This is a genomic window from Nocardiopsis lambiniae, assembly GCF_031845465.1.
In the GTDB taxonomy this organism is placed as follows: Bacteria; Actinomycetota; Actinomycetes; order Streptosporangiales; family Streptosporangiaceae; genus Nocardiopsis; species Nocardiopsis lambiniae.
The window spans coordinates 99781-121305 of record NZ_JAVREP010000007.1 but is presented as its reverse complement, the minus strand read 5'-3'; the positions used below and the strand labels follow the sequence as shown (position 1 = coordinate 121305).

Annotated in this window: 19 protein-coding genes; 5 read left to right on the top strand and 14 right to left on the bottom strand. The window is 70.3% G+C overall.

Annotated features, from left to right (window positions below):
- Nucleotides 1-124 precede the first annotated feature (124 nt).
- The gene (locus RM479_RS12715) at nucleotides 125-781 is read left to right on the top strand and encodes a hypothetical protein (RefSeq protein ID WP_311511931.1); all 657 of its coding nucleotides are present in this window, start codon (nucleotides 125-127) and stop codon (nucleotides 779-781) included.
- Here RM479_RS12715 and RM479_RS12710 read toward each other — a convergent pair.
- The 7 genes from RM479_RS12710 to menB form a co-directional block, all read right to left on the bottom strand.
- A complete protein-coding gene (locus RM479_RS12710) occupies nucleotides 711-1685 on the bottom strand; it encodes a hypothetical protein (RefSeq protein ID WP_311511930.1) in 975 nt (324 codons plus the stop codon). The genes RM479_RS12715 and RM479_RS12710 overlap by 71 nt on opposite strands.
- On the bottom strand, nucleotides 1682-3139 hold the full coding sequence (locus RM479_RS12705) for a hypothetical protein (protein WP_311511929.1): 1458 nt from the start codon (nucleotides 3137-3139) through the stop codon (nucleotides 1682-1684). The genes RM479_RS12710 and RM479_RS12705 overlap by 4 nt, the downstream gene beginning before the upstream one ends.
- Nucleotides 3139-4086 (bottom strand): alpha/beta fold hydrolase, encoded by a 948-nt coding sequence (locus RM479_RS12700; RefSeq protein ID WP_311511928.1) that lies wholly within the window; start codon nucleotides 4084-4086, stop codon nucleotides 3139-3141. Before RM479_RS12700 ends, RM479_RS12705 begins: the two co-directional genes overlap by 1 nt.
- A 2-nt stretch (nucleotides 4087-4088) precedes the next feature.
- Nucleotides 4089-5423: a pentapeptide repeat-containing protein gene (locus tag RM479_RS12695; protein ID WP_311511927.1), complete on the bottom strand. Its 1335-nt coding sequence runs from the start codon at nucleotides 5421-5423 to the stop codon at nucleotides 4089-4091.
- A gap of 353 nt (nucleotides 5424-5776) precedes the next feature.
- Nucleotides 5777-7492, bottom strand: a complete 1716-nt coding sequence (gene menD / locus RM479_RS12690) for a 2-succinyl-5-enolpyruvyl-6-hydroxy-3-cyclohexene-1-carboxylic-acid synthase (protein ID WP_311511926.1) — start codon at nucleotides 7490-7492, stop codon at nucleotides 5777-5779.
- A 158-nt stretch (nucleotides 7493-7650) separates the two neighbouring features.
- Nucleotides 7651-8625 carry an o-succinylbenzoate synthase gene (locus tag RM479_RS12685; protein WP_397222023.1) on the bottom strand — a complete coding sequence of 325 codons (975 nt, stop codon included), beginning with the start codon at nucleotides 8623-8625 and terminating at the stop codon, nucleotides 7651-7653.
- Nucleotides 8622-9461: a 1,4-dihydroxy-2-naphthoyl-CoA synthase gene (menB, locus tag RM479_RS12680; protein ID WP_274813123.1), complete on the bottom strand. Its 840-nt coding sequence runs from the start codon at nucleotides 9459-9461 to the stop codon at nucleotides 8622-8624. Before menB ends, RM479_RS12685 begins: the two co-directional genes overlap by 4 nt.
- A gap of 220 nt (nucleotides 9462-9681) precedes the next feature.
- Between menB and RM479_RS12675 the strand changes: the two genes are divergently transcribed.
- From RM479_RS12675 to RM479_RS12665, 3 genes are all read left to right on the top strand, one after another.
- The gene (locus tag RM479_RS12675) at nucleotides 9682-10893 is read left to right on the top strand and encodes an AMP-binding protein (RefSeq protein WP_397222091.1); all 1212 of its coding nucleotides are present in this window, start codon (nucleotides 9682-9684) and stop codon (nucleotides 10891-10893) included.
- Nucleotides 10894-11278: 385 nt separating this feature from the next.
- Entirely contained in the window at nucleotides 11279-12682 is a 1404-nt protein-coding gene (locus RM479_RS12670) for an RNA polymerase sigma factor (protein WP_311511925.1), read from the top strand.
- A gap of 135 nt (nucleotides 12683-12817) precedes the next feature.
- A complete protein-coding gene (locus tag RM479_RS12665) occupies nucleotides 12818-13174 on the top strand; it encodes a hypothetical protein (RefSeq protein ID WP_311511924.1) in 357 nt (118 codons plus the stop codon).
- Between the two features lie 22 nt (nucleotides 13175-13196).
- Here the strand turns inward: RM479_RS12665 and RM479_RS12660 are convergent, their stop codons facing one another.
- On the bottom strand, nucleotides 13197-13574 hold the full coding sequence (locus RM479_RS12660; RefSeq protein ID WP_311511923.1) for a GntR family transcriptional regulator: 378 nt from the start codon (nucleotides 13572-13574) through the stop codon (nucleotides 13197-13199).
- Between the two features lie 115 nt (nucleotides 13575-13689).
- Nucleotides 13690-14082, bottom strand: a complete 393-nt coding sequence (locus RM479_RS12655; protein ID WP_311511922.1) for a hypothetical protein — start codon at nucleotides 14080-14082, stop codon at nucleotides 13690-13692.
- Nucleotides 14083-14226: 144 nt separating this feature from the next.
- Between RM479_RS12655 and RM479_RS12650 the strand changes: the two genes are divergently transcribed.
- Nucleotides 14227-14841, top strand: a complete 615-nt coding sequence (locus RM479_RS12650; protein WP_311511921.1) for a TetR/AcrR family transcriptional regulator — start codon at nucleotides 14227-14229, stop codon at nucleotides 14839-14841.
- A 241-nt stretch (nucleotides 14842-15082) separates the two neighbouring features.
- Here RM479_RS12650 and RM479_RS12645 read toward each other — a convergent pair whose 3' ends face one another.
- The 5 genes from RM479_RS12645 to RM479_RS12625 all read right to left on the bottom strand — a co-directional run bounded on the left by RM479_RS12645 (nucleotide 15083) and on the right by RM479_RS12625 (nucleotide 21423).
- Nucleotides 15083-16876 (bottom strand): ABC transporter ATP-binding protein, encoded by a 1794-nt coding sequence (locus RM479_RS12645; RefSeq protein WP_311511920.1) that lies wholly within the window; start codon nucleotides 16874-16876, stop codon nucleotides 15083-15085.
- A 52-nt stretch (nucleotides 16877-16928) separates the two neighbouring features.
- The gene (locus RM479_RS12640; protein WP_311511919.1) at nucleotides 16929-17939 is read right to left on the bottom strand and encodes an ABC transporter permease; all 1011 of its coding nucleotides are present in this window, start codon (nucleotides 17937-17939) and stop codon (nucleotides 16929-16931) included.
- Between the two features lie 185 nt (nucleotides 17940-18124).
- Nucleotides 18125-19171, bottom strand: coding sequence for a cobalamin B12-binding domain-containing protein (locus RM479_RS12635; protein WP_311511918.1), 1047 nt, complete (start codon nucleotides 19169-19171; stop codon nucleotides 18125-18127).
- Entirely contained in the window at nucleotides 19171-20406 is a 1236-nt protein-coding gene (locus tag RM479_RS12630; RefSeq protein WP_311511917.1) for a PP2C family protein-serine/threonine phosphatase, read from the bottom strand. Before RM479_RS12630 ends, RM479_RS12635 begins: the two co-directional genes overlap by 1 nt.
- 591 nt (nucleotides 20407-20997) lie before the next feature.
- Nucleotides 20998-21423 (bottom strand): VOC family protein, encoded by a 426-nt coding sequence (locus tag RM479_RS12625; RefSeq protein ID WP_311511916.1) that lies wholly within the window; start codon nucleotides 21421-21423, stop codon nucleotides 20998-21000.
- Nucleotides 21424-21525 lie beyond the last annotated feature (102 nt).

Below are 21525 nucleotides of genomic sequence, written 5' to 3'. Positions count from 1 at the left end.
ATCTCGGGGAAGAGCAGAGATCTCGTGGGAGAGAACCGCCCCGCCGAGTGGCCGCCCCGCATTCCCGCGGTCGGGAGCGGACAAGCCTCCTTCACCCGCGGGCCTGTGAGGGTAGAGTCGGCCCATGGACCGACCGGGACCCCCCTCCCCCCTGTTCTCCGACGTCCGGGCCGCACGCCGTGTCCGCGTGGCCATCATCGCTCTCGTGATCGTCGGTGTGGGCGCTCAAACGGTCCAACGGGCCGACCCCACCTTGTCCCTGCTGTACTTCACCGTGCTGTCCGCGCTCCTGTGCGGCATCGCCCAGATCGGCCTGTTGGCAGGTCGCTCGAACCGCTTCTGGGAACCGGTCCGCGACGCCGCCTGCGGGAGCCTGTGCATTTCGATGCTGGTCTACCTGACCGTGCTGCTACCGCTCCAGCCTCTGTCCGCCGCCGACGGGGCCATGGCGTGGATCGGCGCCCTGTGCCTGCATGTACCGCTCCCCGTCCTGGCCGTGGTCGACTTCCTCCGGTCACCCCGGGTACGACCGCTACGCCATGCGGACGCGGTCACGCTGTGGCCGGTTCCGGCGGTGGTGTACGTGGTGGTCATGGTCGCTCTGGCAGTGACCGGGGTCGGCGAGCCCCCGTACGATTTCCTGCGCCCGGGCCTCGGCGGCTGGCCGCTGGTCATCCTGTCCTGTTCGGCCATCAGCCTGGTGCTGGTCGTCATCGGCCTAGTGCTGGTACGGGCCCGTCTTTTCCTTGATTCACGGGCGCTCGCCCCAGACCGCCCCTGACGATCTCCCAGGCCTCCGTGCAGGCGTCCTCCCGGAAGAACTCGATCCGTTCCTGGACGAAGTGGTAAAGCTCCCTGCCGTTGTCAGGGACGGGGTTGCCAGCGAACATTTCGAGGAGGCCGATGTGCCGGCTCAGCTCCTTGTGACGGATGGCCATGGCCACCATGTCGACGCCCAGCAGCACGGCCAGCGATCGCAGGTTGCCCCGGGAGCGCTCGATCTTCTCGATCCAGGAACGCAGGGAGTGGCTCTTCTCAAGGCGCCGACCGCGATCGAGTTCGGCACGACTGCTGGACGAGGCCCAGGGACAGCGCAGCCACAGGGCGAAGGACCCCCAGGGGGCGGCCAGGGACTTCTCCATCGCCTGGAAGAGCAGCGCGGTGTGCTCCGCGAGAAGCCGGGTGTCCTCGACGAAGACCCCCTCCGTTCCCGCCCCGCCCCCGCCCTCGTCAAGGAAGAGAGTGGAACGGTCCAGCAGGGCGCTGGAAGGCACTGAGTGTACGACCCGTTCGGGACCGAGCAACCACGCGCAGGCCGCGGCATAGGGGTGCTCCTGCGGGCGGAACCTGCCGAACGGGAAGAACGCGCGGCAACGGTCGGTGACCCCCTGGCGGTGCAGGTCCACGAGTACCCCCAGGCCCGTGCGGGCAGGGCCCCCGGCACCGGGCGGACCGGCCTTCGGCCCCTCCCACCAGCTTGGGGTCAGATCCACCGTGTCGCGGCCGGAACGGGGGTCGACCAGGACCAGGGCGTCCGGTCGCGCATCCATCTCGGCGAACAGGACCGCCGGGGAGTCGACCACGATGATCCCGGCCAGGTCGGCGCCGGAGCGCCGCACGCCGGACGCCAGGGTCGGATCATCGGTGTACAGCAGGATGTCGTGCGGGTGGTGCGTCTCGCTCATGTCCGTACCTTCCGTCCCACCCAGCTCACCTCGATGCCGCGCACGGTCGCGCCGTCCTCTCCGTGAGGAAGGGCGACCCTGCGGACCCGCTCTTTGCGATGGCCCGTCGTCCCGTCCGCGCGCCACCCGCTCTCGCGGCTCAGTTCGTCGTACAGCCTCTCCATGTCCTCGTCCGAACGGTCGACGGACTCATTGGCCACGCGGAGGAAGAACCGGGCGTGATCGTCCACCTCGTCGTTGTCGACCTGGTCCAGCACGACGAGGAAGTGATTGGTGGCGCGGTTCACTTCGAGCTTCCCGCACAGGCGGCGCAGGATCTCACCGGCGAGCGCGTCCTCTCCGCCGTACATGGCCTGGACCTGGACACTGGGCGAGAAGCGGTACACGGTCGGGGATTGCGCGTCCTTCTCGATCAGGTCGATCGCCCAGCGCAGGATCCTGTCGTGCGGAACGGCGTCCTCGTGCCGGGCGGAGGCGCCCCTCAGCAGGAGGTCGTCGGACACCGCCCGCAGCCGGTCCACCGCCTCGGCGATCCGGCGCGGGTCCTCACCGGCCATGGCCATGTCGTGTACCCGGTCGATCTCCCGGCCGAGCAGGCGGGAGAGCCATCGGGCGCCCTCGACGAGGCCGTGCCGGGTTTCGGTGAGCATCATGTCCCGGGCCGCGGAGAGTATCCGCTCGTTCTCGGCCACCCTGAGGCTGATGGCGATGGGAAGCAGGCTCACCAGGGCCACCGAGACCAGGACCTCCGTCGAACCGCCTCCCAGGACCAGGTCGGTACCGTCGCCCGGCCAGGGGCGCCCTCCCTCGGGGAGCAGCTGGAAGACGTATACCTGGCAGCCCAGGATGAACAGGGCGAGCAGGGTTCCGGCGAAAGGACGCCACCGGATGTGCCGCAGAGGCAAGGCGTCACGGTTCTGGAAAGGGGCGTCGACCAGTACGGCGGAGGCCCCGGAGTTGATGTAGAGCACCGCCAGCAGTAGGGCGAGGACCTTGATAAGCCCGAGTTCGGGGGGCAGGAGGAAGGTGACCGCCAGGATGTTGGCGATACAGGTGACCGTGCCCAGGAGACCGGTGTTGTTGATGGGGAAGTGGCGCCGCCAGGGGGACGTCCCCGTCACGGACCTGTGCGCGTAGCTGCGGTCGAGTTGGTGCTGACGGCCCTTGCGTTCTCCAAATATCTCCAGGGTGCTCTGGATGAGGCTCACCGCTCCGCAGACCAGCAGTGCGGCCGCGGCCGCGGGTTCGGCCCCGGGGAAGAACAGCAGGTACCAGAGCGTGATGGCCATGATCCCGCAAGCCAGCAGCGCCCGTGTGATGAAGGCGCGGTACCCGTCGTACACACTGATCCTGGTGGCGACGACGTTGAGGACCCAGTCGTTGGCTTTGGCCTTCTCGGAGACGTACAGCGATTCGAGCCAGGTCACCTTGCCGTGACGGTCGGGGGAGCCCATCACACCTCCGCGGATCGGTCGTCGGGAAGGGTGCCCTGATCGATGTCGGCGAGGCGGCGCGCGAGAACACCCACGTGTTCGATCGACTGCCACAGCGCGTGGTGGGCTCCGGCGATGCCGTGGACGCGGTGGTCCCCTCCGGCCCTGGCCAGGAGGCGGCAGAGTCGGTCGCGTCCTTCTGCGGGGACCATCGCGCTGGACTCGCCGACCACGGTTTCGATCCGCAGGCCGGGAACCGCGCGCACCAGGGCGATGAGGTCGCGTGGCAACAGGCCTCGGGAGAGACCGTGGATCATGGCCCTGAGGTCGGCCGACGCGGGTCGGGGGAGAACCGACTGCGGACCGGAGCGCCGGTCCGTGGGCGGGACCGCCCAGCCGAAACGGTGGTTGAGGTCCAGGTAGTGCTCCTCGGCCCGGCTCTCGGCCAGGCGGGCCAGGCCCAAGGCGGGCAGCGTCCACCGGTGCGCCGCGACCGGCTCGACCAGGATCATCCTGTCCAGGGCGGCCACGTCCCCCCGCTCCACCAGCAGGCCTGCCAGGGCCGCGGCGCTACAGGCCCCGAGCGAGTACCCCAGCACCGACACGGCGCGTCGGTCCAGCCCGGGGACGAGCGAGGTCAGCGCCTCGGCCATGTCCTCCACCAGTGGCCGGAAGTCCCCCCGGTACAGGGCGCCCCGCTGCCGCCGATCTAGACGGACCTGGGAATAGCCGTAACCGGGGGTGTCCAGCACAACGATGTCCCATTCCAGGGCCTCCGAGAGCAGGCGGAAGCGTTGCATCTCGAAGTCGTCCACACAGGCCCGGTATCCCATGGTCGCCACGACCAGCGGACGATCGCCCCCGGGTTCGACCGTGCCGACGATGCCGGCTCTGAGGGTGGACGGTCCTCCTCGTATGTGCGTCCAGCGGACTTCGGCCGGGGTCTCGGGCTCCGGCGGCCAGGCCATGATCATTGTTCTCTTTTCCGATTCGGGAGAGACGAGACGCGCACGAAAGGTTCGGCAGCAGGTTTTTCCCTGAGATATTTGACGAGCCATGGGGGGCCGGGGGCCGGCGGAGGGACGATGAGCTCTCCTTCAGTGATATCAAATTGGCCCAAATCGACCGTGTAGCCCTCACTGAAGCCTTCGCTGGAAAAACGCAACCAACCATCGGTCATCTTCGCTTGCGCGAGGGATACGGTGGTCCTCCCGCCCTGGTGGAAGCCGATCTCAACATGCCCTCCGGAGAACTCGGCCTGGTTGAAGCGGATCTCCCGCCGAAGATCACCACCCCTGTCTGTTTCGACCAAGGATATCTCGACATAACCCTTTTCGAAAACGGCACCACTGAAACTGCACGCACCTTTTATGGCGATCTCTTTAAGACTCACTCCCTTGGGCGAGAAAACGGCATTCGAGAAATCGATGCATGCTTCATGGGAAGCGCCCACGAAGATCGATTTATTGAAGTCCACAAACCCACCGACAAAACGCGCATTGCGAAAATCGACACGCCCCTTGAAAACGGCACTGGAGAGGTCCATATCGTGAATGACCGCACCGGTGAAATCAAAGTCGCAACCACTCCACGAAGCGTACTCCGAGGTCTCCAGGCAGCGTTCCCTGATCATGCGGATAATCATCTGATCGACCTCGTAGGCGGCCCGCAACTCCGCCCCCTCCACCGGGTCGGAGAAGCCCGTCAACGGGCCGTTCCTGTCCCAGGACGCCAGATCCTTGTGCGGCGTACGCAGATAGGAGCAGAGCTGATCGACACAGTGCTGTGCGTACTTTCCGTCCGGCGCGCTGTCGGCCAGGAGCGCGAGGTGCTTGGCACCGGCCAGGCGCACGGTCGGATGCTCGTGGCTGAGTTGCTCCACGGCGCTGGAGAAGAGGTCGACGAAATGTTTGATCTCCTCTCTCTGTTCCCCCTTCTCCGACACCTTCTGCTTCCGATAGGTGACGGCAAGCAGAAGGATCGCGCTCAGGGCGGCGGAGACGGAGAAGACCCGAGTCATGATCATCTCGACCTGCTTGGGACCGAGGGTCCCGGGGAAGTCGACATCCGGGCGGTTCATGAGCACCCAGGCGAAGAAGAGGCCGAAGAACGAGATCAAGAGAAAGAAGAAGACGGCGAGGACCACGGCGGGGGCCAGCGGGACCTCTCCGCCCTTCGACACCTTGCGCAGCACCGCCCAGACGGCTCCGCAGAGAACTGCCAGGGAGAGCAGCAGGAGAAAAATTCCCCAGAAACGCTCGTCCGTGATATGCGACGAGAAGAACCGAACAACCTGATCCCACATGTACAGATAAAAAGATATTACGAGGAGAACCAGCCCGACCAAGAAGAGAATTATGGCCCAGGCGAACTTAGTCAACCCTTCGGAGGCAAGCGGCTGGCGGCCCGGCAACCTTAGGCGCATGCACACCGACCCTCTCTTTTCGGAAGAGCATACAACCGAGGAAGGGGCGAGACAAATACGCCATGGGCTTTTTTTCTTGAAACGTCCTGCGAAGTCCGTTTTCTGGAATTTTTTTTCTGGAAAACAAATAAACAGGAAAAAAACCTACGGCGCCCGATGAGAGGGAAAAGGGACTCCGGTGATCGGCCGGCCGTCCTCCGATGGACGACCGGCCGACAGGGGCTTCACCCGGGTCAGAGGGCCTCGGCGAGGGCGGTGTCCACCGATTCCTGGAGGCGGCGGCGCAGGGCCGCGCTCTCGGCGCGGTCGGTGCGCACCTCCACGACGCGCACCCCCTCCCCCAGCAGCGCCTTGGGCAGGTCGGTGGCCCACTCCAGGTGGACGTAGGGCACGTCGGCCATGGCCGCCACCCGCTCCATCGACACCCCGTGCGGGGTCCCGAAGACCCGCTCGAAGTCGGGGTGCCCGGCCTGTTCCAGACCGGAGAAGATACCGCCGCCGTCGTTGTTGACCACCACGATCGCCAGGTCCGGGCGCGGCTCGCCGGGACCGATGATGAGCCCGTTCTGGTCGTGCAGCACCGCGAGGTCGCCCAGCAGGGCGAACGCCCCGGCCGACCGATCGGCGGCCTGGTGTGCCAGGGCCGCGCCGATCGCCGTGGACACCGTGCCGTCGATGCCGCTGACACCCCGGTTGCCGACCAGGCGCACCCCGCAGCGGGCGCGCATGGTGGAGTCCAGGTCGCGGACGGGCATGCTCGACCCGGCGAACAGCAGGGACCCGGCGGGCAGACGGGAGGACAGGTCGCGGGCCAGGCGCGGCTCGGTGAGCGTCTCCTGCTCGTCCAGCACCGCGTCCAGCGCGGCGCGGGCGGCCGACTCGGCCCGCCACCACCACCGGGACCAGTCGGTGCGGCGCGGTTCGTCGAAGGACAGGTCGGCCGGGGCCTCGACGGCGGCCACCACGTCGGTGGCGGTGCGCGCCGGGTCGGCGAACCCGTCGGCGAGCGCCGCGCGGGCGTCGCCCAGCACGCCGGCGGTGACGACCACGTGGCGCCGGGCCCGGCGCAGGAACGCCAGGGTCTGCCGGGACAGGTTGGGGCGGCCCGCGCTGACCACCAGGTCGGGGACGGGGCCGGAGACGATCGAAGGCGAGGCGAGCAGATGGCGGTAGGTGGAGACCGCGCCCACCCGCCGGGCGTTGGAGGTGGGTTCGGCCAGCAGCGGCCATCCGGTCAGCTCGGCCAGGGCCAGGAACGGCACCGGGTCGTAGTCCCCGTCCCCGCAGACGATCACGCCTCGTTCGACGTCGGGCAGGACGAAGGGGACCGGCTCGGCGACGGGACCGGGACGGGAGATCCACGGCGCGCCGTCGACACGGCCCTCCAACGGTTCGACCCATTCCCCGCCGCGGCCGTCGGGGGTGAGCGGGTCGCGGAAGGCGACGTTGAGGTGGACCGGCCCGGGCCGTCCTCCCCGGGCCGCGCCCCAGGCGCGACCGATCAGCGAACGCCAGTAGGCGACCATGCCCGGCACCGGGTCGGGCGTGCCGACCTCGGCGAACATGCGCACCGCGCCGCCGTACAGGCCGATCTGGTCCACGGTCTGGTTGGCGCCGGTGGCGCGCAGCTCCGGCGGCCGGTCGGCGGTGAGCAGCAGCAGCGGGACACCGCTCTCGTCGGCCTCCAGCACCGCGGGGTGGAAGTTGGCCGCGGCGGTCCCGGAGGTGCACACCACGGCCACGGGGCGCCGGGAGGTCCGGGCCAGCCCCAGCGCCAGGAAGGACGCCGACCGCTCGTCCACGCGCACGTGCACCCGGATCCCGGGGTGGGAGACCAGGGCGAGCGCGAGCGGCGTCGAGCGCGACCCCGGCGCGACCACGGCCTCGGCCAGGCCGCAGCGGGCCAGTTCATCGACGAGGACCCGCGCCAGGGCGGTAGACGGATTCATCCACAACGCTTTCGTTCGTCAAGGTGTGTACCAAGTATCACCGCAGGGTGCCGATGTACCGCATCGCACCCCTGATCTCACGGGAGCGCACCTTCCAGTGAACCCCGTTCGGGGGCGAACGGCGAACGCCCCGGGCTGTGATCCGCGTCCCGGGCGGGTCAGCCGCCGTCGGCCGCCGCGATGGCCGCCTCGGCGCGGGCGCGCCAGCCGGCGGGGGCGATCTCCACCGCGCGCAGACGCTCCTCGTCCACCTTCACCGGGCGTACCGGAAGGTACCCGTTGTCGGGCAGCAACGGCTCGGCGGTGACGTCGGCGGTGAGCATCTGCATGGTGGCCAGCCCGCACGCGTAGGGCAGTTCGGGCAGGGCGGCGGCCAGCGCCACCCCGGCGGCCAGACCCACCGAGGTCTCGACCGCGCTGGAGACCACCACGGGCAGCCCGCACGCCTCGGCCACCCGTAGCGCGGCGCGCACCCCGCCCAGGGGCTGCACCTTGAGCACGACGATGTCGGCGGCGTCGGCGGCGCGGACCTTGAGGGGGTCCTCGGCACGGCGGATCGACTCGTCGGCCGCGATCGGCACGTCGACCCGGCGGCGCACCTCGGCGAGTTCGTCCAGGGTGACGCAGGGCTGCTCGACGTACTCCAGGTCGTAGGCGTCCAAGGCGCGGATCATCCGCACGGCGGTGTCGACGTCCCAGGCGCCGTTGGCGTCCACGCGCACCTTCCCCGAGGGGCCGATGGCGTCGCGGACGGCCTCGACGCGGGCCAAGTCCTCGGCCGGGTCCCGCCCCTTCTCGGCGACCTTGACCTTGGCGGTGGCACAGCCGCCCGCCGCGACGATCGCGCGGGCCCGCTCGGGGTCCACGGCCGGGACGGTGACGTTGACCGCGACCCGATCGCGCACCGGGGCGGGCCACCCGCGGTGGGCGGCCTCGTGACAGGCCGCCCACCAGCGGGCGCACTCACGCGGACCGTACTCGGCGAAGGGCGAGAACTCGCCCCATCCGGCGGGTCCGCGCACCAGCATGCCCTCGCGCACGGTGATGCCGCGGAACCGGTTGCGCAGACCGATGGCGAAGGCCCGGCCCGCTCCGGGGCCGGTCTCCGCGGGGGGATCGGCGATCGGTGTCACGGGCGGCGCGGGAACTTCTCGAACTCCGGGCGGCGCTTCTCCTTGAAGGCGTCCCGGCCTTCCTGGGCCTCTTCGCTCATGTAGTAGAGCATGGTGGCGTCACCGGCGAACTGCTGCATGCCGGCCGCGCCGTCGCTGACGGCGTTGATGGCGCCCTTGAGCATGCGCAGCGCCAGCGGCGACTTCTCCAGCAGCTCGCGGGCCCAGGAGACGGTCTCCTTCTCCAGGTCGGCCAGCGGCACCACGGTGTTGATCATGCCCATGTCCAGCGCCTCCTGGGCGCTGTACTGACGGCACAGGTACCAGATCTCGCGGGCCTTCTTCAGGCCCACGGTCTCGGCCAGCAGCCAGGAGCCGTAGCCGCCGTCGAAGGAGCCGACCTTGGGACCGGTCTGGCCGAACTTGGCGTTGTCGGCCGCGATGGTCAGGTCGCAGCACACCTGGAGGACGTTGCCGCCGCCGATGGACCATCCGGCGACCATGCAGATGACCGGCTTGGGCAGGCGGCGGATCTGCACCTGGAGGTCCAGGACGTTGAGCCGGCCGATGCCCTGGCGGGCCACGGCGTCGTCGCCGATGTAGCCGTCGTCGCCACGGATCTTCTGATCCCCGCCGGAGCAGAACGCCTGGTCCCCGGCACCGGTGAAGATGATCACGCCGACCTCGGAGTCGTCGCGGGCGATGTTGAACGCCTGCTGCAACTCGAACAGGGTCTGGGGCCGGAAGGCGTTGTGCCGTTCGGGCCGGTTGATCGTGATCTTGGCGATGCCCTCCGCGGTCTCGTAGATGATGTCGGAATACTCGCCCGACCGCTGCCAGTCGATCACGCTGCTCACGGCTACTGCTTCTCCTCACGGGACACTGGGACGGATGGACGCCCGGATTCGTGGGAATCCGGAGGCGAACCCCGCGTCAACCCTACGCATTCTGCCAGGCCGACCGCGACGACCGGGTACGCCCCCCGACGGCACGTCGGGCGTAGTCTTGTGCCCCGTGGCATCCGCGAACCCTTCCCACGTCCCGAACCCGGAACCCGTCCCCGGCGACGGCCCCGCCCTGCGCGCCGCCGTCGGCCTGGAACCGGGCAGACTGTCCGAGCTGTTGGCCGAGGCACTGGCCGGTCGGGGGCCCGCGTTGATGCCCGTACCGGCCGGCACCCCCGACGCACGGGTCGGGGAACTGCTCACGGCGATGCGCCCCTCCTCGATCCTGACACCCGAGGGCGAGAGCCCGCTGGCCGACGGCGTACGCGCCGCCCCGGGGACCGCCCTGGTCGTCACGACCTCCGGGTCCACCGGCGCGCCCAAGGGCGTGGAGCTGTCGGCGGCGGCCCTGCGCGCATCGGCGGAGGCGTCGGTGGCGCGGATCGGGGCCCGGCCGGGCGACTCCTGGCTGTGCGTGCTGCCCGCCGGGCACATCTCCGGCCTCCAGGTGATGCTGCGCGCCCTGGTCATGGGCACCGAGGCCGTGCACGCCCCCTTCTCGGAGGCCGCCTCCCTGGCCGAGGGGATCCACCCGCACGTGTCCCTGGTGCCCACCCAGTTGCGGCGGCTGGTGGCGGCCGGGGTGGACCTGTCGGCGTTCGGGGTGATCCTGCTGGGCGGGGCGGCGGCCGACCCGGGGCTGTTGGCGGCGGCCCGCGCCGCCGGCGGCCGTGTGGTCACCACCTACGGCATGAGCGAGACCTGCGGCGGGTGCGTCTACGACGGGGTCCCCCTGGAGGGTGTGGGGGTGGGGATCGAGGAGCCCGCGCGGGACGGTTCGGGTCGGGTGCTGCTGTCCGGGCCGACCCTGCTCACCCGCTACCGCACCGCGCCGGGGGCCACCCCGGTCGAGGGCCCGGTCACGGACGCCGACGGACGCCGGACGCTGCGCACCAACGACCTGGGCCGGTGGGAACGGGACCGGTTGACGGTCCTGGGCCGGATGGACGAGGTGATCAACACCGGAGGCCACAAGGTCGTCCCCGGCCCGGTCAACGCGCTCATCGCGGCCGACCCGGCGGTGGCCGAGTCGGTGGTGGTGGGACGGCCCGACCCCGAGTGGGGCGAACGGGTGTGCGCGGTGGTGGTGCCGGCGGACCCGGCGGACCCGCCCACGCTGGAGCGCGTCCGTGCCCTGGTGCGCGCGCGGCTACCGGCCTACGCCGCCCCGCAGGAGGTGGAGGTGCGGGACCGGCTGCCGATGTTGGCCTCGGGCAAACCGGACCTGGTGGCGTTGCGAGGCGGGCGCGGAGTGGACGCCGAGGACACCGAACAGATCCGATAGATCGGACATATCCGATGGTCGGGGAACTTCCCCGGCCCGCCCTGCGTCTACCTGTGTATCCGGGTCGGCCGAGTGCCCGGATCCCACGGCCCCTCTGTCAAGGAGGTCCGCAGTTGGCGACAGCCACGAGTCCACCCGTCCACGCCCCTGCGCCCTCCGCCGCGACCGGTCCCGCGTGTCCGCGGACGGCGACCCGAGCGGGTTCTCATACTCGCTTCCTCCCACCGCTCGCCACCGAAGGCGCGGTGATCCATGTCACTTCGAAAGATATCCAATCGAGACGGGGAACATTTGACACCCCGACACGTTGGACATATTGGCGCGTCCAGTCGGCGGGAATCCTCCGCCACGTGCCACACGTCATGGAAGGGAGGGAGGTGCCCAGATGACGAGCACTGCCCGGACCCGCTCGGCACCCACCGCCACGGCCACCGACGGCACCGTTCCGTTCGCGGCCGACCACACGGCACTGACCGACCTGCTCACCCGCGGACGCGCCCAGGGGCACCTGTCCCTCTCCGAACTGCGCACCGCCTTCTCCGCGGCCGGAGTCTCCGCCGGCGACGGCCGTGCCATCCTGCGTGAACTCACCGAGAACGGGGTCCGACTCGCCAACGGGGGCGAGGATTCCGTGCCGGTGGCCGAACCCGACGCCGAGGACGACGTGCTCGAAGACACTCTCATCGCGACGGTGCCCGACACCCACGAGGCACCCAAGGCCGTATCCGGCAAGGTCGCACCGCGCACCGGTCCCTCCCCTCGGAGGAAGACCCGCACCACGCGGCGCACCCAGAAGACCGAGTCCACTCAGGCCACCGTCGATCCCGAGACCGGCGAGGCCGATCTGGACGACCAGTCCCCCGCCATGGGCGACTCCGTCCACACCTACCTCAAGGCCATCGGGCGCCGACCGCTGCTCAACGCGGAGCAGGAGGTCGAGCTGGCCAAGCGGGTGGAGGCCGGTCTCTACGCGGAGTACCGCCTGGGTCTGCACGGCGAGATCGACTCCTCCGTGGAGATGGCCGAGGTCGAACGCGCGGAGTTGGAGTGGATCGCCGAGGACGGGCGCGCGGCCAAGTCCCACATGCTGGAGGCCAACCTGCGCCTGGTGGTGTCGGTGGCCAAGAAGTACAGCGACCGGGGCATGTCCCTGCTGGACGTGGTCCAGGAGGGCAATCTCGGACTGATCCGCGCCGTGGAGAAGTTCGACTACACCAAGGGCTTCAAGTTCTCCACCTACGCCATGTGGTGGATCCGCCAGGCCATCCAGCGCGGTTTCGCCGACTCGGCGCGCACCATCCGGCTGCCCGTCCACGTACTCGAACTGCTGAGCAAGGTCAGCCGCCTGGAACGCGACATGCACCAGGCTCTGGGCCGCGAGCCCACCCCCGAGGAACTGGCCCTGGAGCTGGACAAGACCCCGGCCCAGATCGAGGAGCTGCTGCGGGTCACCCGCCAGCCCATCAGCCTGGACTCCACCATCGGCGAGGACGGCGAGACCCGCATCGGCGACCTCATCGAGGACGTGGACGCCTCGGAGGCCTCCGAGGTGGTCGACCGTCAGCTCATGGCCGACCAGCTGCGCAACGCGCTGTCGGACCTGGAGCCCCGCGAGGCGACCATCATGTCCCTGCGCTTCGGCCTCATGGACGGCCGACCGCGCACCCTGGACGAGATCGGCAAACACCTGGGGCTGACCCGCGAGCGGATCCGGCAGTTGGAGAAGCAGTCGCTGTCCAAGCTGCGCCACCCCAGCCGGGCCCAGCAGTTGCTCGACTTCGCCAGCTGACCCAAACGTCCGAAGGGCCGCCCTCCCGCGTGGAGGGCGGCCCTTCGGACGTGTCCTCAGGGTTCTCCCGGAACGATCCCTGGGATCGGCTCCGATGGATCGATCCGGACACACCGGTGATGCCACCATGGATGGATGACCGACAGCACATCCCGCCACCAGGCCGACATCGCCGCCACGTTGCGCGCCGGGCGCGAACTCGGGCCCGAATACGACGAGGCCCTGGCCGCCTCCCTGGTCGAGCGCATCGACGAGGCCATCGACACCAGCGTCCGCCGTCACCTGGACCACAGGCGGCAGGAGGAGCGCCCGGCCAAGGTGGGGGTGCCCTCCAACACGGCGCGCATGGTGCTGTCCCTGGTCTGCCTGGGGGTGAGCATACCCATCACGGGGATCGCGGCCGGTGTGGTGGGCGGGGCCGCCTCCCTCGCCGCCGTCTGGCTCGGTCTGATCGTCTTCTACATCATCTCCGTGGTGGGTCTGCGCCGCTGATCGGCGCGCACCCGGAGGGCCTTCACCCCTGGGGCTGGACGGAGCCCAGTGCGGCGCGCAGGATCTCCACGGCCTCGTCGTGGTCGAGGCCCACCCTGGAGATCACCTCCGCGTAGGCGCGCGCGGCCGTGAGGGCCTCCGCGCGCTGGTCGTCGCCGGCCGCCGCGATGAACGTCCCCGAGCGGCCCCGGGTCTCCACCACCCCGGCCTGCTCCAGTTCACGGTAGGCGCGGGCCACGGTGTTGACCGCCACCGACAACCGTCCGGCCAGCGCTCGCACCGTCGGCAACCGGTACCCGACCGGGAGTTCACCGGCGGCGGCGGCCATGGCCACGGTCGTCCGGATCTGCTCGTAGGGCGGTACCTTCGACGTCGGGTCGACGCGGATGAAATCCGCCATCTCCTCCTGCGCTCCCCACGTTCGGTGTTCGTGACTGCGGGCCCCATACCCGTTCCGGCCCCAAACTACCGTGCGTGTCCGGCCCCGCGCCTCCGGGGGCGCGGGGCCGGTCGGCTCAGGCTCGGCGGACCTGCGGGGGGACCCGCTGCACGCCGTGCAGGCGATGGGTCTCGCGCACGGTGAGCAGCCGCTCGGCGACCTCGGTGGCCTGACGCACCTCGGGGCGGGCCAGTCGCTTGCGCCGCTGGAGGCGGTCCTCGTAGCCCTTCGGGCCGATCAGTACACGCTCGCGGGCGTAGGCGGCCCGCATCGCCTCGGTGAGCGCGGTGTCCAGCACCAGGCCGCGCTCGTGCAGTTCCTCCACGGGGGCGTCCGCGGCCCGGGCGTCGTCCAACGCCGTCTGGGCCGCCGCCACCTCCCGCAACAGATCGTCCAACCGCGCAGCCGTCTCACGGTCGGCCATCAGGCTCTCCCGTACCTGCGCCGCGCTGTGTCCGCCGAGTCCCATCGCCCACTCCGATCACCTGGTACACCGTTGCAGGGCACTCTAGCCGTGACGAAGATCATGAGGCGACCCGGATCGCGCGTCGATGACGGCCTCCACGCGCCGGAACAGCCACATTGGGTGACCAATACTTCCGAAAGGACACAAGTGAGCAGGAACTACGCGGGGCTCAGCCGGGAACGCATCATCCTGGAAGCGCTCCACATCATCGCCGGACGCGGCCTGGGCGGATTGTCGATGCGCCGGTTGGGCGATGCCCTGGAGGTGGAGGCCATGGCCATCTACCATCATTTCCCCCTCGGCAAGGAGCAGCTCTTCAACGCGATCGCCGCCTACGTCACCTCGCCGGGTTCGACGGGCGACTCCCCCGTCGAGGGCGTCGAGGACATCGAGGAGGAGGTCCCCGAGGAGACCACCGAGGAGGAGAACGACACCCGCCCTTGGGACGAACGCCTGGCCTCCTGGGCCGACGACTACCGGGCCCGGCTGCTGGAGTACTCCGGAGCGCTGTCCCTCCTGGTGCACCGTGCCCCGGCCACCCCCGCCGACACGGCGGCCCGCGCCCTGGCGCACCGCGCCTTCACCGAGGCCGGGGTGCCGACCGACGACCTCGACCGCGCCACCGACGCCCTGTACTCCTACTGCCTGGGCGCGGTCGTCCACCAGGTCCGCCACCAGGACGACGAGGACGCGCCGGGCGCCGCCGAGACCGCCGCCCGCTTCCACTACGGCCTGCGGGCCCTGCTGCGAGGCCTGGCCTGAGCCCCGACCCCAAGGGAATCCGAGAAGGCCGACCTGGAGCCGCCGTTCGTCACCGACGAGCGCGACATGGACGTGCTCCTCGGACCGGCCAGGGCCCCGGCCCGCCGTTCGCCGAGGGACGGAATGGTCACGAGGGCTTCGACGTGGCCCACGAGCGGGCCGCCCGACTGGACCGGGCCGGGGAACCGCGACCCGTTCCGACCGTCCGCGCCGGTCGGGGAGACCCGACCGGCGCGGGGTCTCAGACCCCGGCCGCGCGTTCGCGGACCCGTGCGGCGCGCAGTTCACGCGCCTCGTCGGGGTCCAACACGGGGGCGGCGTTGAGGAGTCGGCGGGTGTAGTCGCTCCGCGGGTTCTCGTAGATGGCGTCGCTGTCGTCGAGTTCCACCAGTTCGCCCTGGCGCATGACCGCGACGCGGTCGCTCACCTGACGCACCACCGCCAGGTCGTGGGCGACGAAGATGTAGGTCAACCCGAAGTCGTCCTGGAGTTCGGAGAGCAGACGCAGTACCTGGTCCTGGGTGGACACGTCCAGGGCCGACACCGGCTCGTCGCAGATGATCAGCTTGGGCTTGAGGATGAGCGCCCGCGCGATCGCGATGCGCTGACGCTGCCCGCCCGAGAACGCGTGCGGGAACCGGTTGTAGTGGTCGGGTTCCAGGCCCACCCGCTCCAGGAGTTCCTGCACCTGCGCGCGGATCCTCCTGCCGTCGCGCTCGCCCTGCACCCGCAGCGCGGTGCCGATCGCGTCGCCCACCGTCACCCGCGGGTTCAGCGACGAGTACGGGTTCTGGAACACCATCTGCACGTCACGGCGCAGCGGACGCATCCGCCGTTCGGAGATGTGGGTGATGTCGCGCCCCTCGAACTCCACGCGCCCCTCGGTGGGCTCCAGCAGGCGCATGATCAGTCGGGACAGGGTGCTCTTGCCCGAACCGGACTCACCCACGACGCCCAGCGTCTCACCCTTGTACAGGTCGAAGGAGACGTCCTTGACGGCCCAGAAGTCGGTCGACCTGCCCCAGGTGCCACCGCGCACCTTGAAACGCCGGCCCACGTCGGCGACCTTGAGCAGGATCTCGCGCTCGGGTCCGGGCGTCTCGGGGGTGGACCCCGCGACGTGCTCCGGGGTCGGCCCCTCATCGGCCGGTGCTCCGGGGGGCCGCCGTCCACCGCGTTCACGTCGGATCCGGTCGGCGCGGTCCTGGGCGCGGCGCTGGGCCCGGGAGACCTCCACCCGCGGCACCGCCGCCAACAACGCCCGCGTGTACGGATGCTCCGGCGCCGACAACACCCTGCGCACCTCACCCCGCTCCACCGCCACACCGTGCCGCATCACCACGACCTCGTCCACCGACCCCGCCACCACCGCCAGATCATGCGAGACCAGGATCAAGGCCATCCCCAGATCCCGACGCAACTCATCGAGCAGATCCAGGATCCGCGCCTGCACCGTCACGTCCAACGCCGTCGTGGGCTCATCGGCCAACAACACCTTGGGATCGCACATCAACCCCATCGCGATCACCACACGCTGACGCATACCACCGGAGAACTCGTGCGGATAGGAATTGACCCGCCTGGCCGGCTCCGGGATCCCCACCCGCTCCAACGACTCCACCGCACGCCGAAGCGCCACGGCCCTGGACGCCCGGGGATGATGGACCCGATAGGCCTCGACCAGCTGGTTACCGATGGTGTACTGCGGATGCAACGACTGCATGGGATCCTGGAACACCATCGCGATGTCGTTGCCCCGCATCGCCCGCAACCGCTTGTCACCGGCGGTCACCACGTTCTCACCCGCCACCTCGATGGCGCCGGTGATCCTCGCGCGAGTGCCCCGGTGCAGACCCATCAACGCCAACGAGGTCACGCTCTTACCCGAGCCCGACTCGCCCACGATACCCAGGGCACCACCGGCCGGCACCTCGAAGGACAGTCCGTCCACCGCCCGGACGTCACCGTCCATGGTCGGGAACGTCACCCGCAGGTCGTCCACCCGGACGACGGGCTCGGGTGCGGATTCGCTCATCGGGGACGCCTCTGCTCTCTGGGGCCGAAGTCGTGGTCACTGGGGCGGTGCGCTAGTGGATGCGCACGCGCGGGTCGATCAAGGGGTAGATCAGGTCGACGATCAGGTTGCAGACGACGATGAAGAACGCGCCGAAAAGGGTCACCCCGAGGATGACCGGCAGGTCGCTCTGGGTGATGGCGTTCACCGCGTACCGGCCGATGCCGTTGAGGGAGAACACCTGCTCGGTCAGGACCGCTCCGCCCAGGACCAGGCCCAGGTCCAGGCCGAAGATCGTCACGATGGGGGTCAGCGTGGGACGCAGGGCGTGCTTGAGCACCACCCTGCCCTCGCTCAGCCCCTTGGCGCGGGCGGTGCGGACGTAGTCCTCGCCCAGCACCTCCAGCATGCCCGCCCGGGTCTGGCGGGCGTACATGGCGGCGTGCAGGAACGCCAGCGTCAACCAGGGCAGGAACATCCCCGCGGCCCAGGCCAGGGGGTCCACGGTGAGGGGGACGTAGCGCGGGGTCTGGAACCAGCCCCAGGAGTGCACCGGGAAGGCCAGCACCAGCAGACCGGTGAAGAAGATGGGCAGGGACACGCCGGCCAGGGCGATCGCCATCGCGACCCGGTCGAAGAGGCTGCCCTTCCACACGGCGGAGATCACGCCGACCGCGATGCCGCCGACGAGCCAGATGACGCCCGCGCCCAGCGCCAGCGAGAACGTGACCGGCAGGCGGGCCACGATCTCGGGGAAGACCTCCTGGTAGCTCTGGAAGGAGTAACCGAAACAGGGGGCCGAGCACTCGATGGTGTCGCGGCCGAACCGGTACTCGGCGCCGAAGAAGATCCCGCGCACGAACTCGCCGAACTGCACGATGACCGGTTCGTCGAGGCCCAGGCGATCGATGGTGGCCTGGATCGCCTCGGGCGTGGGGGCCCGACCCACGTACATGGTCGCCAACTGCTCGGTGGTGCGGCCGGCCCACTTGGGCACCACGTAGAAGATCGCGAAGGTGACCATGGTGACCACGGCCAGGAGCAGCAGACCGGCGCCCAGACGGCGGAGGATGTAGGTCGGCAAGGCGCGTGTTCCTTCTGTCGTCGGGCCCGCCTCGGAGGGGGATTCGGCAGGGGCGCGAAGTCGCGGCCTGAGACGACAAACATAACGCAGCGTATTTGAATGATCACGCTTGATCACGCGGCGTGTGGCCCGTCCGGAAACGGGAGAGCGCGGGTGCGGACCCGGGGAAGGCCCGCGGGCCCCGTTCACCCCTGCCGGAGGGCCGCCCTGCCCCGGGCGACGAGCCCTGCGGCCTCGGGGTGGTCGAACAGCTCGGACTCCAGAACGACCAGCACCCCCACGACATGGCCCCACGGCGCCCCGTGCGATTCCATCACCACCCGGGTCCACTCCAGGAACCGGGTGAACACCCGATCGTCGCCCACGTAGAGGGCCGCCAGAAGGAAGTCCAGGATGTGCGCGAGTTCCCCCACCGTGCGGTCCAGGTCCGGCCCCTCCAGAACGCGCCCTCGGCCCCCATGGGCCTCCTCCGCGCTGCGCAGGCAGACGCCCATCAAAGCCTTCCGTCGGCGCAGGATGGGCGTGTACTCGTCGCTGAACGGCAGCGACGCGGGAGCGCGCCGGACCGGGAACGGCGGCCCCTTCTCCAACAGGTCGGCGGCCTCGGTGGCGGTGGCGGCCCACAGCGAAGCGCCCATGCGCTCGGCCAGGGTGCCGTCGGCGCCGAAGCCCGCCCCGCCCACGATCACCGGGACCCCGGTGCGCCGGGCCGCCTCGATCATGCCGTGCGCGGCGATCAGCCGCGAGGGCAGCGAGCAGCTCAGGGCGACGATGTCCGGCGAGTACTCCTGAAGGTGCAGGGCCAGGTGCCGGGTCCGGACGCTCGCCCCCAGGAACCGGACCCGCCAACCGCGCAGCCGCAACACCTCGCCCATGAGGCGGGCGGGCAGGCTGTGCCACTCCCCGTCGGCGCAGACGACCACGACGACGCCGCGCGGCGTCGCGGCCTCGGTCGCGTGCTCGGTGATCAGGGCGGTGGCGCGTTCGCCCATGTAGGTCGCCGCGTGCTCGCGGGCCACACTCCAGTCGTCGGTCTGCCAGAGCCGGCCCACACGCCGCTGGGCCCAGGCCACGACCTCCAGGAGAAGCGTCTCGGGATCGTCTCCGCGGGCCAAGGCGCGGCGGACGACGTCCAGGGCCGTCGCCTCGTCCATCGCGGTGACCGCCTCGAAGTAGGCGTCCCGGGTCCGGTCGAGCCCGGAGGCGTGGGGCTCCGCGGCGCTGCCCGACATCAGGAGGTGCCCGGGGTGGCCACGGCCTGGAGCACCAGGACCGTGATGTCGTCGTGTTCGGCTCCGCCCAACCAGTCGCCCACCGCCTGGGCGACCCGGTCGGCGATGGCCGGGGCGGGCATGCCGCCGCACTCGGTCAGCAGGCGGGCCAGTCTCTCCTCCCCGAGCATCTCCCCGTCCAGCAGGGGGTTGCGGGCCTCGGTGACCCCGTCGCTGTACACCACCATGGCCTCCCCGGGGGCCAGGTCGGTCTCGGCCTCGCGGAAGACCGCCTCCTCGATCGCGCCGACGAAGATCCCGCCCAGCGCGAACTCCCGGACCGTGCCGTCGACCCCCAGCACCAGGGGGGCGGGGTGACCGCCCCCCGCCGCGCGAACCCGCAGTCCTCCGCCGGGCAGCGGCCGTGCCGTGCCCAGCACCATGGTGCTGAACTTCTCCGGGTCGGTGCGCAGGAGCAGGACGTTGAGCAGCTCCAACAGGCGCAGCGGCGCGGTCTCCACCAGACGCAGCGCCTGGAGGGACTGGCGGATGAGCCCGGTGAGCACGGCGGCGTCGTTGCCCTTGCCGCACACGTCCCCGAAGGAGAAGTGGACCAGGTCCCCCGCGTCCTCCACCTCGTAGAAGTCACCACCGATGCGCTCGACCTCGAACGCCGAGCGGAAGGAGGAGCCCAGCTCCACCCGGTCCACCCGAGGCAGCGGTTCGGGCACCAGGGCGGCTTTGAGGGTGGTGGCGGTCCGTGCCTGGTACTGGTAGAGGTGGGCCGATCCCAGCGCGGAGCCGACCCTCTCGGCGTACTCGGAGAGCAGGTCCGCCTCCGACGGGGTGAAGCGGCCGTACCGGCGGTACCAGAGCAGGGCACCGAACGCGCCCGCGAGGCCGGGCAGGGGGACCACCCGGATCTGGCCCGAGATCTCCCGTCCGGTCACCTCGCGCAGCAGCTCTTCCGCCGGGTCTCCGGGGGAGAGGTCCACGGCTCCCGGACCGGATTCCGCCCCCTCGGTCAGCCACGGGGCGGCCAAGGCGGTCTCGACGGGCCAGCGTCCGCGCACCACCGCGCCGTCACCGCCGTTCTCCCGACCGGACACCCCGGCCGTCCACCGGGGCGAACCGCCGGGGCGACCGGCGAAGAGCACGCAGACGTCGGCGACGGAGTCGAGCGGCAGGCGGACCGCCTGTTCGGTGAGGCGTTCGGGATGCAGCACCCCCGCCAGGCCGCGGAGGGACTCGCGCAACAGTGCGATCCCCGACGGGTCGGACCGCAGGGTCGAGACGACCGACCGGAAGGACGTGAGTCCTCCCCCGTCGGCCGACGGCACGGATTCATCGGTTCCGGGCGGCGGCAATACCTTGCTCCCCATGAAGGCGCGGGTGGGGCGGATGAACGGCGCACATCGCCATCACCCGCTCACGAGGGTGGGACAACGCCGCAGGGACGGCCCCGGATGAGGGGACGGTCGCCCCTGTGATCGGAACGGTATCCGAGCACGGTTCTGTTCCCGGGCCGCACCGAGGAGCGGGGTGTGCCCCCTGAAGTGGTGTGACCTCCTCTCGGTCGCGTCCTCGCAGTTCACTCAGACGGATGACAGGGGTTCAACCGCTGCCGTGACCTCTTGGCCGCGCCCACCGGGACGGACACCGCTGCCGCGCACCCGGGACGGACCGGCGCGGAGTGCGATCAGCCCTGACCCGGCCGACCCCACCATGGTCCCATCCCGACCGGTTCCGGGAACGCCTCCGCCGACGTACCGACGTCACGCCCCGCCCGGGGCGACATCCGCGGCCTCCGGGGGTGGAGGCCACCTCCGGTCTCCACCCCACACCCGTCAGGAGGTGGCGGCAGCCGCGACGATGACCTGCCAGAGATGGCCGTCCGGGTCGGCGCAGACACCCGTGTACCCCCACGGCTGCCGCTGAGGCTCCGCAACGATCTCACCCCCGGCCCGCCGGGCCCGCCCGATCACATCATCGACCGCCCTGGGCGCGCCGACCGTCAAACTCAGCAGCACTTCGTGCGACTTCGTCGGTGCGACCTCACGCCCTTCCCCCAGAACCCAGCCGAACCCTCCCGAAGGGATGAGCATCAGCCGCGTCCGCCGACCGATCTCGAACTGCAACGGCTCCGGTACCCCGTCCTCGGCCGGCTCGCCCAGCGCCTCGAACCCGAACACCTCCCGGTAGAACAGCATCGCCCGCATCCGATCCGCGATCGGCAGGCTCAGAACGATCCCATCGACATCACCCGAGGACATGAGCACTCGCTTTCCCTACGTCTTCCGGCCTCTGCCGTTCCGACCCCCGTCCACCTTCGAACTCATCGCCCCCGCACCCACATCTTTCACCTCGGCTGCCCC